General features: G+C 44.0%; 12 protein-coding genes. 5 read left to right on the top strand and 7 right to left on the bottom strand.

The genetic code is table 11. From position 1 onward, the window contains the following. Positions 1 to 32 precede the first annotated feature (32 nt). Both corA and CZ794_RS07665 read left to right on the top strand, forming a co-directional pair. Positions 33 to 1,247, top strand: a complete 1,215-nt coding sequence (gene corA, locus CZ794_RS07670) for a magnesium/cobalt transporter CorA (RefSeq protein ID WP_087041046.1) — start codon at positions 33 to 35, stop codon at positions 1,245 to 1,247. Between the two features lie 228 nt (positions 1,248 to 1,475). Continuing rightward, positions 1,476 to 3,149 carry a chromosome condensation regulator RCC1 gene (locus CZ794_RS07665; RefSeq protein WP_087041045.1) on the top strand — a complete coding sequence of 558 codons (1,674 nt, stop codon included), beginning with the start codon at positions 1,476 to 1,478 and terminating at the stop codon, positions 3,147 to 3,149. Positions 3,150 to 3,329: 180 nt separating this feature from the next. On the opposite strand, the gene folD is transcribed toward CZ794_RS07665, so the two are convergent. After that, positions 3,330 to 4,211 carry a bifunctional methylenetetrahydrofolate dehydrogenase/methenyltetrahydrofolate cyclohydrolase FolD gene (folD, locus tag CZ794_RS07660; protein WP_087041044.1) on the bottom strand — a complete coding sequence of 294 codons (882 nt, stop codon included), beginning with the start codon at positions 4,209 to 4,211 and terminating at the stop codon, positions 3,330 to 3,332. Positions 4,212 to 4,577: 366 nt separating this feature from the next. Here folD and rluB point away from each other — a divergent pair, with 366 nt between their 5' ends. Then, complete coding sequence (gene rluB, locus CZ794_RS07655) at positions 4,578 to 5,498, top strand: 23S rRNA pseudouridine(2605) synthase RluB (protein WP_087041043.1); 921 nt, start codon at positions 4,578 to 4,580, stop codon at positions 5,496 to 5,498. A 187-nt stretch (positions 5,499 to 5,685) separates the two neighbouring features. Here the strand turns inward: rluB and CZ794_RS07650 are convergent, their stop codons facing one another. The 3 genes from CZ794_RS07650 to CZ794_RS07640 all read right to left on the bottom strand — a co-directional run bounded on the left by CZ794_RS07650 (position 5,686) and on the right by CZ794_RS07640 (position 7,811). Beyond that, positions 5,686 to 6,243 (bottom strand): hypothetical protein, encoded by a 558-nt coding sequence (locus CZ794_RS07650; protein WP_087041042.1) that lies wholly within the window; start codon positions 6,241 to 6,243, stop codon positions 5,686 to 5,688. A gap of 98 nt (positions 6,244 to 6,341) precedes the next feature. Further along, the gene (locus tag CZ794_RS07645; RefSeq protein WP_256958914.1) at positions 6,342 to 7,022 is read right to left on the bottom strand and encodes a hypothetical protein; all 681 of its coding nucleotides are present in this window, start codon (positions 7,020 to 7,022) and stop codon (positions 6,342 to 6,344) included. A gap of 30 nt (positions 7,023 to 7,052) precedes the next feature. Continuing rightward, positions 7,053 to 7,811: a hypothetical protein gene (locus CZ794_RS07640; protein WP_227681580.1), complete on the bottom strand. Its 759-nt coding sequence runs from the start codon at positions 7,809 to 7,811 to the stop codon at positions 7,053 to 7,055. A 135-nt stretch (positions 7,812 to 7,946) separates the two neighbouring features. Between CZ794_RS07640 and CZ794_RS07635 the strand changes: the two genes are divergently transcribed. Both CZ794_RS07635 and CZ794_RS07630 read left to right on the top strand, forming a co-directional pair. Continuing rightward, positions 7,947 to 8,549 (top strand): LysE/ArgO family amino acid transporter, encoded by a 603-nt coding sequence (locus CZ794_RS07635; RefSeq protein ID WP_087041041.1) that lies wholly within the window; start codon positions 7,947 to 7,949, stop codon positions 8,547 to 8,549. 209 nt (positions 8,550 to 8,758) lie between these two features. Continuing rightward, positions 8,759 to 9,979 (top strand): acetamidase/formamidase family protein, encoded by a 1,221-nt coding sequence (locus tag CZ794_RS07630; protein ID WP_087041040.1) that lies wholly within the window; start codon positions 8,759 to 8,761, stop codon positions 9,977 to 9,979. Between the two features lie 110 nt (positions 9,980 to 10,089). On the opposite strand, the gene CZ794_RS07625 is transcribed toward CZ794_RS07630, so the two are convergent. The 3 genes from CZ794_RS07625 to CZ794_RS07615 form a co-directional block, all read right to left on the bottom strand. Further along, the gene (locus tag CZ794_RS07625; RefSeq protein WP_087041039.1) at positions 10,090 to 10,731 is read right to left on the bottom strand and encodes a MarC family protein; all 642 of its coding nucleotides are present in this window, start codon (positions 10,729 to 10,731) and stop codon (positions 10,090 to 10,092) included. 256 nt (positions 10,732 to 10,987) lie between these two features. Beyond that, on the bottom strand, positions 10,988 to 11,848 hold the full coding sequence (gene nadC, locus CZ794_RS07620) for a carboxylating nicotinate-nucleotide diphosphorylase (protein ID WP_087041038.1): 861 nt from the start codon (positions 11,846 to 11,848) through the stop codon (positions 10,988 to 10,990). Positions 11,849 to 12,001: 153 nt separating this feature from the next. Further along, the gene (locus CZ794_RS07615) at positions 12,002 to 13,039 is read right to left on the bottom strand and encodes a hypothetical protein (RefSeq protein ID WP_087041037.1); all 1,038 of its coding nucleotides are present in this window, start codon (positions 13,037 to 13,039) and stop codon (positions 12,002 to 12,004) included. Positions 13,040 to 13,415 lie beyond the last annotated feature (376 nt).

Here is a 13,415-nt window from a genome sequence, read left to right as displayed (position 1 = left end):
TACAGACTTTTTACTTTATGAAAGGAGGGTGTATGGAAAACAATAACGATTCGTTGATTAAAGAAACAGCGCGTATTGCACCTAACTCCAATGTCACTCGTATCCACGCCAATATGAATGACAAACATCTTTATCTAGATAATGACGACAGTTATATCTATGGCGATGCAGATGCCACAACTGAAGACACGATTGAGACGATGACCGTCTATGATCCAGACTCAGAGCGTTATGAAGATATCGACTTATCCAGCTCTGGAGAAGTCGTTAATTGCTACTCTTATTCGCGTAAAACGGGTCAAAAACTGGATCAAGTCGCGCTCACCGATGTCAGTCGTGCCTTGAGCAATAATGGTCAGTTTATTTGGCTGGGTCTTTATGATCCAACCTTAGAGACCATGGTCAAAGTCAAAGAAGCTTTTGAGTTGCATGAGCTGGCTATCGAAGATGCTTTCGCCGACCATCAACGCGCCAAAGTTGAAAACTATGACAATGACATGGTGTTTGTGGTGCTGCGTACTGCAAAGCTTGAAAACAACATTATTCGCTATGGCACCACAGCGATATTTATGGGTAAAAACTACCTTATTACTATCCGTAATGGTCCATCGAATTCTTACGCACCTGTTCGCGAGCACTGCCACCGTCGTCCCGAAAAGCTACGCATGGGACCAATTTTTGTGCTGCATGCTATTCTCGATTTTATCGTGGATAACTATATGCCGATCACGGATCGCTTGGGTCGATACTTGCGTGAGCAGGAAGGCTATGTATTTACTTACGAGTTTGATAAAGGCACGCTAAAAAACCTTTATGAGTTGAAATCGCAACTGGTCCATATGCGCGCTATTATTTTGCCCGTACAAGACATCTGTAGCTTTTTTATCAATCATAAAAAAAGCGAGCTGGTTTCTGGTTTTTCCCAAGCCGCCAAACCTTATTTTCGCGATGTGAATGACCATCTTTTGCACTCTTTAGATGCCATCAATGGTCTTAATGAGATGCTAAGCGTGGTCATGAATACCTATATGGCGATGGTCAATATGGGACAAAACGAGGTGGTACGTAAGCTTGCTGCGTGGGCTGGTATCTTGGCGGTACCAACGGCTATCGCTGGTATTTATGGCATGAACTTTGACTTTATGCCTGAGCTGCATTGGAAGTACGCTTACTTTGTTATCATGATCATTATCATCGCTCTATGTAGCTTCTTATATTATAATTTTAAGCGTTTAAAATGGTTATAACTTATGCTCAAACATAAGTTATAACCATTTTTCTAGCACGCAGCATTGCTAAAGAGGCTGTTTTTTAATTGATAACTATTCTTACTTGTAATATGATTCATCGCTATTATCAAAGGCTTACCATTACTCACATTCTATTGTTTCAAGAATAAGGCATTAGACTTACCTTTTGCCTTACTTGCCCTCTACTTTTTGACATGATAGTGCTTTACCTCGATTAAGGTTTTTATGCGTTCATCCTCTCTCATGCAGGCAATGGCGACGATTGTCATAGCCTTGCTTTTGACTGCTTGTGGCCATGACTCTGATTCTGTTGCCGCCATAACGGTTATTGATAGGACACCGCCGCTACTCACAACCGATAGTGGGTTTGTGAATGGCTATACCAATGTCGCAGCTGTTTTTGTCTCAGGACAAGTACAGGATAGCAGTGGTATAAAGTCTTTGACTTACGCACTTAATGAAGCACCCGCGCAAACATTGACAGTTGATGCTAAAGGATACTTTGATGATCGTATTTTGTTGTCTTTGGGCAGTAACAAGATAACGTTGGAAGCTACCGACAATGCCGGCAATATGATGCGTTCAACTAAGACGGTCTATCTTGGGAATACGGTTGCCGCAGGAGGTTCGCATACTGGCGCGCTACGCGATGGACAGCTCTATGCTTGGGGACGCAACAATTATGGTCAAATCGGTCTTGGTTTGACAACCAAAACGACCGATGTGATGGGACATCCAGATACCCCTGTGATTGTAAACCATGCGCCAAAAAATTTAGTGTCTATTAACTATAATCAAAACCATTCACTGGCGATCGATCAAGAGGGTCAGGTTTATAGCTGGGGCGCTGATAAGTATGGTCAATTGGGTCGCGGAGAGGTAGGCCGTGATGATTGTAGAGAAACCCAAGACTGCCGCCTTGATATCAGTCCTATTGCAGGCATTAATGATGCTGTCATGGTAGCAACAGGTTATAAGCACAACTTGGTACTCACCAAAGATGGTAGTGTTTGGTCGTTTGGTGCCAATACTCAAGGACAGTTGGGTACAGGCTCAAGTGCGTCTAGCAGCACCCCTATTCGAGTGGATTTTTCTGACGCAAATGGTATCGGACACATTGTACAAGTGGTCGCCAGTGCCAATAGTTCTTATGCCCTAGATGACAAAGGTCAAGTCTGGGGTTGGGGCAGCGATGCTTACGCCAATCTCGGAGATGGTAACACTTGTACCGCAACCCACTCTTGTCTCAATATTCATGCCACACCTACACGCATTCAGGTTCTTGAGAACAACCCTGCCAACTCTAATGCAGCTGACTATAAAGAAAAAGTCATTCAGCTGGCTGCTGGTCGTGACCACGTCCTTGCCTTAACCAATGCAGAATCCGTCTATGGTTGGGGGTTGAATGATACCAGTCAATTGGGCTATAACGGTCAAGCCTTCAAAGGCACCAAAGATGCATGGACAGACATTATTGTCACACCGACCAAGCTTCCTTGGTTTACTAACAAGGAGGTTCGCCGTATTTATGCCAATGGTCATGCCAGTTATGCATTATTAGACAATGTATCCGTCGGTACCGACTCAAAAGCCAATGGTATTCTCTACGCTTGGGGCACATTTGGTGAGACCAATAGCACTGGCAAAACTGTCTATAACAATTTGGATGAACCCACCAATAAACTGCTGCATCTAAAAAATATTGACACCATGGCAGTCGGTATCATGCACCTGATTGCTCATGAAAAACCGCGCCCTCAAAACGGTATTAGTGATTCCAAAAACGGTTCTTTTTTGACTTGGGGCTGGAGCTTTGAGGGTGCATTGGGTAATAAAGACACCACTCATATTTGGATGTACAACACTCCCACACCCGTACATTTACCGAGCCAAATCTGATAGGCAGCCTATTTTACGACAATCAAGAAAAATAACCCTAGATTCTTTACTTGCCATACCAAATCAAATAGCAACATATGATATTTGATCATCCACAAAAAAAGGCTACCTTTGATAGCCTTTTTCTATATTAATGACTTGTATGGATTCTTAACCTAGCGTTATTAACAATCGGCTATATTACTTATCATTGCTCAGACCCGCTGATTTTTCAGCCGCCTCAACTGTTTGGCGAATAAGTGTGTTAATAGTCATTGGACCCACACCACCTGGTACTGGCGTATAAGCGCTGGCAATATTTTCCATACCTTGCATTTCGATATCGCCAACACCGCCGTTGTCTGTTGGGTGAAAACCTGCATCGATGACGACTGCCCCTGCTTTGATCCACTCAGCTTTGATCAACTCTGGCACGCCCACTGCGCCAACCACAATATCAGCGCGTTGAATGTGCGCGGCTAGGTCCTCAGTTCTTGAATGGCAAATCGTGACGGTACAATTGGCATTCAATAGCATCATTGCCATCGGCTTACCCAAGATGGCACTGCGCCCAACGACAACCGCTTCTTTGCCTGATAACTCGATGTTGTAATGTGCCAATAAATGCATGATACCTTGCGGCGTGCATGAGCCATACGCTGACTGCTGCATTGCCATACGACCAAAGCCCAAACAAGTCACGCCATCGACATCTTTTGCCAAATCAATCTGCTCAAAGCAGGCGCGCTCATCAATATGCTCAGGCACGGGATGCTGAAGCAAAATACCATGTACATCAGGGTTATTGTTCAGCTCATCTATCTTTGCCATCAGCTGTTCGGTCGTCGTTTCGCTAGGCATCTCGACTCGGATAGAATCCATCCCAACTCGTTTACAGGCATTGCCTTTCATACGGACATAAGTTGCAGATGCTGGATCATCACCGACCAAGACTGTCGCCAAGCTCGGTGTACGTCCAGTTTTATCCTTGATGGCATCTACGCGTGTACGTAGTTGCTGTTCTATTTGTTTGGCAAGTGCTTTGCCGTCCAAAACGATGGCTGACTCTTGGGCAGTAGACATAATAACTCCAATATAGGAAGCATAAAAAAAGTAAAGACAGCGCTCGCAAGTGATTTGCATGCCTGTCTTATGCTTGAGTGATGTATGAATGAACTGAACGTTTATTTACTAGGGGTATTGTACCTGTCTGAGCCAAATAATCCTAGCGCAGGATAAGATTTGCATGCGGATAAATGGCTGTTATTGACTCGTTAAAGGCAGAGGTTTGACTAAAAAATCTCATTGAGTATAAATGCAATACCATAATTATTCATGAAGGGTTTACGTGCTAAAAGGTTTAAAATAGCGTAGAATAGCGACTGCAAATTACTTTGCTAAAATTTTATACATTGAGAAATGTAAACCCACCGACTCAAGGACATCATGATGAAAGATGAAAAATTACAGAAAGCCCTCGCCCGTATGGGTCTAGGTTCGCGCCGTCAAATGGAAGAAGTGATCAAAGCAGGTCGCGTCTCTGTCAATAACGGCCCAGCAACGATTGGTGATCGCGTCACACAAGGCGATGAGATTCGCGTTGATGGTCGTCAGATTAAGTACACTGCTGAAAACGAGAAGCGTCGCCGCGTGTTGGCATACTATAAGCCTGAAGGCGAAGTTTGTTCAGCTAAGGACCCAGAAGGTCGTCCAACGGTCTTTGAACGCTTACCAAAATTGACTCATGATCGCTGGGTCATGGTTGGACGTTTGGATATCAATTCAACTGGTCTGCTCTTGTTCACCAACGATGGCGAAATGGCGCATCGCTTGATGCATCCATCGAGCGAAGTGACACGCGAATATGCTGTCCGTGTATTGGGCGAAGTCACACCTGAGATTGCTCGAAACTTGACGGCTGGTGTGATGCTAGAAGACGGCATGGCACAATTTGAAGACATCAAAGAAGGCGGCGGTGAAGGCGTCAATAAATGGTATCACGTCAAGCTAAAAGAAGGACGTAACCGTGAAGTGCGTCGTTTGTTTGAGTCACAAGGCCTAAAAGTCAGCCGTCTGTTGCGTACGCGTTACGGTACAATTGCTCTGCCAAAAGAGCTGCGTACGGGCCGTTTCTTAGAGCTGGACAAAAAAGAAATCAATACATTGACAGACCTAGTCAGCTTACGCCCACGTTATGGCACAGGTCTACATGGTGCGGCAAAAGAGAAACAAGAGCGTATCCGCAACAAGCCACTAAAAGCACGTCGTGCAGACAGTCGTGGCGAGAGCAGCAATGCAAAACCTAAGAGTGGCGCAAGTCCTGCCAGCCGCGGTTCACGCAACACTCGTGACCGTAATGACAAGCGTTAATCTGTATTTACTTTAAGTCTGTTAAAGACTTAAAATGAACTCAAAAAAAGCTGTCCATGATACTAACTCATGGGCAGCTTTTTTATGTCGCATTAGTAAGTCGTTATAGACATGTAGTCAGCTTAAATATAATGACTAGAGCTTTAAAACCGCTTAACTCTCATGCCTATTTCATTGGCCTAAAGGCTCAATTATCATGGCTATCGAGATACTGATTCATGACTCGCAAATCTTGCAAATGCTGCTTCTCCATTTGCTCTAACAACGTATCCAGACGTTGTTCAATATTGTTTAGTACCTTTTGTAGTAACTCACTCGCCTCCGCCTTTTTGTCACCATTCATAGTTTTCGCGTTCTTATGCATATGTATGAGCTGATAGTAACTGGCCAACACTTCTGGCAATCGAGTATGCAACATCTTGTGCAGCACAAATTGAGATTCATTGATCGCAGGTGTTTTATGCTGCGCTTGTAACTCTTGTTGGTATGCTTGGTAGTGATGTACTTTTTCGTCAATGCGCTGTAGCTGGCGCAACTGGCGCTCTGATAAATTCTCCAGATGTTTTTTATTCAGATTTAGCTGCTGCCAGTTTAGGGTCGTTAGAGACGATGGCGCATGGTAATCTTGATACGTGAGTACGCCTGGAGAGATGCCGACCGCTTTATGAAATGCATGCCAGCACTTTTTTCCCAAATATAAAGTAGTAATTGTCGTCACAATGCCAATGCCTATTATGATACTCATATACACTCGCTATTTGTTTTTCACTCACACATGTCATCAGATGCTATTTTGCGTTCATTTTTCTTTGGCTGATCGTTTTATCGCTGAGTAATTTTTTCCTAATTACTTTTTGCTTGAGTACTTTTTGCTTGAGGACTTGTCTCAATAGGATCGCTATTTTTATCAGTCTTAGAGACTGTATCAGGACTGCCAATATCACTCAAAGAAGGCGCTGCTACCGTGGTTGCTGGGTTATCAAAGCGACTTTGTAGATATCTATTGGCGACCAGCAGTTTTTGTCCATCTTGATGATAAGAGGCGTTTAATAAATCGTCGAACTGGGTATTAATTGTCTTAAGTATGTCTAATAGTGCTTCTTTGCCAGTGACGTTAGAGTGCTTAATTTTTGTCGTATCAGCGAGCGCACCATCCGCCACATCTAGATCATGTAAGCGGCGATAGTCTGCCACTGCTTGTGGTATATGTGTGTCCATCAGGTTTTGAATCATGATATAAGTTTCGTTGACCGTATCCTTGTCGTCAATTTTTCCATCGTTATTGGTATCGCCATAAATCAGACGCAGCTTTTCGCCTTTTTGGTTGATTTGGTCAAGCGCTGTTTTGACGTCATTAGGCAAGCTTTTTTCGGGAATATAACCCAGTTGCGGCATGGCTTTGTATTGCAGCATTTTGGGCGCTGTGACTTTTTTGATACCGCGATAACCCAGATACAACCCAGCTGCTGGTAACAGCCCGTATAAAACAAACATCACGAACATCGCTGTCATTTGGGTCATCATAGCGTCCTTATGGGATTGGTCTTATATAAACTAGCTTTGGGTGCGACTTTTGACATAGCGATGCGTCGATGCCAGACGATTCATCACGGTTTGATGCAACTCATCCAATAATTCATCAAGCTCATAGTCAATTTCTAAAAACAAATCGGTCAGCATGTCACCTGCCGTCATTTTACCTTGAACCGTACTGTTCTTAGTACGATGTGGGCTAAAGCGCTGTAGCTGCTCATAATGATGCAACGCTTCTGGAATACTCTCTGACACCAGCTTATCGATGACAAACTGGCGCTCATTGTGCTGCTGTTGCTGCTGTTCGTTGAGCTCACTGCTCCACTCACGATAGCGCTTTAGCTTACCATTGATGCGATCGAGGATGGCAACCGCTTCAATCGGCATGGCGTTTAAGGTGGCCTCATCAACCACATCAATCAGTTCAGTCATAATCGGACAGCGTCCATATCTTAGATACCATAACGTATCTGGGTCAAAAGGAGGTCTATTTGTGGGGCGCATTTGGGCGCGATTGGACAAATAACGATCCGTCAAAGGCGTGGGTGTTCCAATATCAGTGACTTGTGCTAATGCATCACAGATACGATCCGCCCGTTCAGGCGGTGTCAGTGTGGAGGACTTCTGACCTACTTGATTGCTTTTTTCAGTCACTCCAGCCTCTTTGACTTCAGTATTCCGATTGATACTCGCTCTTTGAGCATTTTCAGCCGCTAGCGTTGGCAAGTCATTCTGCGCTTGTCCAAACGACTGTAGCATTCTTGCCAAACTTACCACCATGGCACACTTCGCCTCTCATTCATTGTGCTTGTATTGCATACGTACATCCAATAGCGTATCTTAACAGCTTTTTTTGGCGCTGCCAGTAAGCAAACTGTCAACTTTCTTACTCTCAAAAACTATAAGCACACGACTATGAATGCCCCTGATTATCTCTCTGGTTTTTTCCTTGGGCTATCGCTCATTATCGCCATCGGTTCACAAAATGCCTTTGTACTTAAACAAGGGCTCAAACGTGAGCACATATTTTTTGTCTGTCTTTTTTGTGCGGTGAGTGATGCGCTTTTAATCTCAGCAGGCGTGGGTGGTTTTGGCGCAGTCACCGCACGATACCCTCAAGTGGTCAATATTGCAAAGATCGCGGGCGTCCTGTTCTTACTATGCTACGGTTTACAAAGCTTGTATGCCAGCGCGCGAGTGTCACATGCAATGACCGTTGAGGGACAAGTAGTCACCAGTCTTAAAAAAGCCTTATTACTATGCTTTGGCTTTACTTGGCTAAATCCACACGTCTACCTAGATACATTGGTGCTCGTTGGCATGGTTTCAACAGGTGCCAGTAGCAAGCTCGTGTTTGCCGCAGGTGCCATCACAGCATCCTTCTTTTTCTTTTTTGCATTGGGTTATGGGGCGCGTCTGCTTAGACCGCTGTTTGCCAAACCAAAAGCTTGGAACATCCTTGATGCCTTGGTCGGTATATTGATGCTATACCTTGCTTGGCATTTATATCGCAGTTAGTACTGCTAAGATATTGCGATATGCTGCACCAAAATCGCTCTTAAATGGTTTAATAGCACCAAATTAGAACTTATCCGAGCATTTACCCATAGATTCTATGACTGAATGAGCGTTTTTTTACCATGGTATAGAACTTGCCTTAATCAAAGCGCAGTTAAAAAGTTATCGCTCTTAAAAACCATTGCTTTTAAAAACTAAGGATATGCGCTATGTTGAAAAAAACGGCTTTGTCACTATTTGTTTTAAGTACGCTCACTTTATCACTGGCTCACGCAGAAGATTTTCAGGTTTTAAAGGAAATCACAAATAAACCCACCCAACTAAAGCAAGGGCCATATAAAGGCAACTACTACGTGCCGTCCACCCTACAAACCATCAGCTGGGGTTATTTACCCAATAAAGATGCCAAGCCTGTGTTGAGCGTGCCATCTGGAAGTACAGTGACGTTTGATACCGTGTCTCATGAAGGCTTACTTGAAGATCAAGGACGCGATGCAGAAAAGTACTTTAAATCAAAAGGTGTCTCAGCCGATTATGTTTTGGATGAAGCCAAAAAGATTACTGGCTCCGACTTAGCACATGATTTTCATAAAGATGGACCACATATTGTGACAGGACCACTTGAAATACGAGGCGCTATGCCTGGCGATATTTTGAAAGTAGAAGTGATTAAAATCGAGCCTCGCGTGCCTTATGGTGTTATCTCCAATCGTCATGGTAAAGGCACCTTGGTTGGAGAGTTTCCAAAAACAGCACAACAAAACAATCCTTCGAAAGATCATCCTGAGCGCTTTGGCAACGTTTCCGTCTTTACGCCTATAGAAAAAAATGCCAAAGGTGATTATGAAGGCGTCATCAAAACCAAATCTGGTCAATCTATCCGCTTCCCACTTAATCCATTCATGGGGCTGATGGGCGTGGCTGCCAATACCTCAGAGCCTGTACATTCTGTTCCACCTGCCATGTATGGCGGCAACATGGACATCAATGATTTGGGTGATGGCTCAACGGTCTATTATCCTGTACAAGTACCAGGCGCACTCTTCTACACAGGTGACAGTCATTTTGCTCAGGGAGATGGTGAAGTCGCTCTGACCGCACTCGAAGCATCAGCGCGTGCAACCTTTAAGTTCACATTGTTAAAAGCGGGTAAAGATAAAATCCCTGGCAAGTCGCTGTCGCAACCTTTGGGTGAAAATGCTGAGTTTTGGATCACGCCCGGATTGGATGAAGACTTAGACGAAGCCATGAAAAAATCGACCCGTGAAGCCATTGGTTTTTTGAATAGAGAGTATGGTATTGATGAGGCATTGGCGTATGCTTATCTGAGCGCGGCAACAGATTTTGAAGTGTCACAGGTCGTCGATAAAACAAAAGGCATTCATGCAAAAATTCGTAAGGCGGATTTTAAAGAGTTTAGTAAAGACTAACTCAAACCAATCTTCTGTATAAAACCGTAGCAAGCCCTTAGCACACGCATGTCAGGTAGATTTTATGCTAAGCGCTTGCTCACCACATTGTTGTAATATCGAAGCCGTTGTTATATCAGGCTTGGAAACAATGTACGTAATGCGTTCACGATAATTTCAACAGAAACGGCCGCAAGCAACATACCCATGATTCGGCTCATAATGTTGAGACCCGTATCGCCCAATAAACGACTGATACGACCTGCTGCCATCAAGGCCAAATAACAAAACAAGCTGATAAACAATCCAGCGATCAATATAGCAGAGACTTGCAACACGCCCGAGACTTGTGAAGAGTAGATAATGACGGTTGAGATACCACCTGGACCAATCATCATCGGAATTGCAAGCGGAACGACAGCAGAGGCCATGGTTGGCGGTGCATCTTGTACATGATCGACATCAAAGTTTTCTTGATCAGGCTTAACAGGGTTGCCCTCACCGTTCATCATATTAAGCGCAATCAAAAACACCAGTATCCCGCCTGCCAGCTGGAACGAGCCTATCGAGATACCCAATATTTTTAGTAACCCCTCGCCCGCTAACGTAAAAAAGCTAATGGTAATAAAAATCGTCATACAAGCGACACGCGCCACTTTACGACGGTTATTCATTGAATAACCGCGGGTTAAATCCAAAAATAACGTCAGAGCGCTAAATGGGTTAATCAATACCATAAAGGCTAAGATTATTTTGATGATTTCAGTATTCACTGAGCGCTCGCTTGTCTATTGATCTATCTTGTACAAAAAGTAAGGCCATCGTGCGAGTGCAAAGATGACCCAATAAGCATTAAAAAATGGCATTGTAACATAGGCAGATAAGCCAATAAAATCATTAACTTTGCCTAAATCTTCTTATCTGCCTTATGCCTTATGTCAGATTTTGATTGAGTAACAATACTTTTATTCAATGCTCTATTCATGTACGAAGCGATAGCCACTACCATAAAAATACCGAAAAGCCAGACTATACCCTAAAGTCCAAACCGATATCTAAGGCGGTGGTACTGTGCGTGAGGTATCCCATCGCAATAAAATCAACACCTGTCTTCGCTACTGCTTGTACGGTGGTAGGCGTAATACCCCCTGACGCTTCTGTTTTGGCGCGACCTTTACACATAGCCACTGCTTGCGATAAGACGTCAGGTGACATGTTGTCTAATAAGACCAAGCTCACTCCCGCCTCTAATGCCTGCTCTAATTGCTCTAATGTATCGACTTCCACTTCGATTGGAATCAGATGACCTGCAAACTCTTGGGCATGGCGGATAGCTGTTTTGATATCACCTGCTATGGCAATATGATTGTCTTTAATTAAAATAGCGTCATCCAAACCTAAGCGATGATTGCGCCCGCCGCCGCAGCGTACGGCGTACTTTTGTACCACACGCAAACCTGGAATGGTCTTGCGCGTGCAAGTAATTTGCGCAGGATAGGCAGCAACACTATCGACGATCGTTTTTGTCGCGGTCGCAATGCCACTTAAATGTGTCATAAAATTGAGTGCCGTGCGCTCTGCGGTCAACAGATGACGGGCATTCCCACGTACGATCGCCAACACTGTACCAGCAGCCACCGTTTCGCCATCATTGACATGAGCGCTAAATTCAATCTGCTCATCAACCAAAGCAAACGATAAACGCGCCAAATCCATACCACATATCACGCCTGCTTGCCGCGTCTTAATCTCTAGTTGCGCTTGCAGATCAGCTGGGATGGTTGCTTGCGACGTCACATCACCGCGTCTACCCAAATCTTCAATTAGGGCGGATTCAACCAAAGGTTTAAGCAATACTTCATCTAATGCTGGTTCTTGTTTGACTGTCATTTTTAACCCTTATATACATACACTGATAATATGAGCGTGATTTAATTAAACTCAAAATGAGCATAAATATAGCGTAAAGCTAACACTCTCGCAACCCAAGCACCTGTTTTCATGCTTAACCAAGTGGACATCATCAACTGCAAAAATAGCTTCTTATTTACGCTTGGGCAACTTGCTATCCATTAACAAGCTTTGAAGTTCAATATCATGACGAAAGCGATAAAGCTTGGCAGGGCGGCCTCGTTGAGCGCTACTGCTGTCTCCTGTCTCTGTTACAAGGTGCTGTGAATCGAGCAGGCGGCGAAAGTTTTGTTTGTGCAAACGCACGCCTGACAATGCTTCTACGCTTTGCTGTAGCTGTGACAACGTAAACACTTCTGGCATGAGACCAAAGATGAGGGGGCGATATTCGATTTTTGCACGCAGCCTTGAGATAGCCGTAGCAATCACACGGCGATGGTCATAATACATAGGCGCACCTATGAGCTGTGACCATTGTTCAGGTAGTATTTTTGTCTCGTAAGTGGGCGGATAAGTAGGTGCTTCAGGTATAAGCCCTGCTTCATAGAGCATCTCATAACGCAGCAATACATGCTCGGCTACCCACTCTTTACTCTCGTATGTAGGCTCTTTATCTAATCGATTTTCCGCTCCTATATTTTGAACATCATCTGCAAAAACGGGCTGACTTACTCCCCAACACAAGCCAATGCGTTGTATTCGGCGCTGGCGACTGACATCATCCTCTGCGGTATTTGCCCAATCTAGTAACGCTGGCACGATAAATTCGACAATCATGCTTGGCATACCATGTAAGTGATTTTCCCAAGGAAAATAATCGTACCAATCTTGCCATGATGCTTGGCTTTGTAGCTGTGCTTGCGTCTCTTGCACCAATCCTAGATAACTCACATAAACCAATGCATGACCATCAATGTTACGCCTATTGGTATCGACAAAGGTATACAGCTGCTCTAAATATCCAAGTGGCTGCTGCGTTTGCTCCTCAACCCATTGACGAACGCCCGCCTGTAGAGACCGATGCAGCGGCATGAGTGGCCCATTGGGCAATAATTTACCCTGATCGACTGTTAAGACGCGAGCGGTATGATCTGTGATGGCCACAAGTACTGCGACTACTTCGGTTGTGCCACTACCTTGTTGATGGGCGTGCGAGTAAGACAATGTCATAACGTTAAAGGTCATCCTTTATTTTTAGAGCCAAAAGGTAATAAAACGAATGGGAAACAGTATGGCTAGTATAGCCTGAATGTCCCCTTATCATAGCCTGCGGTTGTAACGATACAAAGTTAAAAACGGTGTCAAAACAGTAATGAACAAAGAAGCATTGGTTCAAATTAAAAAATTACGATTACATATACTTACGCTCCTCCCCATCGCAAGCGAATTTCTCTAAAATCAAAATCTTATCCTACCATTACCTCGACCTTTTATTATTCAAACATAAAAACGAAGTTTATAGGAATCGTATCCTTTCATAATCAACCCTAAAAACCACTTGTATTTATACTCAAAATGAGCATAATTAAATTAACTTGTTTTTAAT

The sequence above is a fragment of the Psychrobacter sp. JB385 genome (assembly GCF_900163785.1).
Lineage (GTDB): Bacteria > Pseudomonadota > Gammaproteobacteria > Pseudomonadales > Moraxellaceae > Psychrobacter.
Note: the sequence above shows the minus strand (reverse complement) of the source record. Positions and strands in the feature narration are given on the sequence as shown.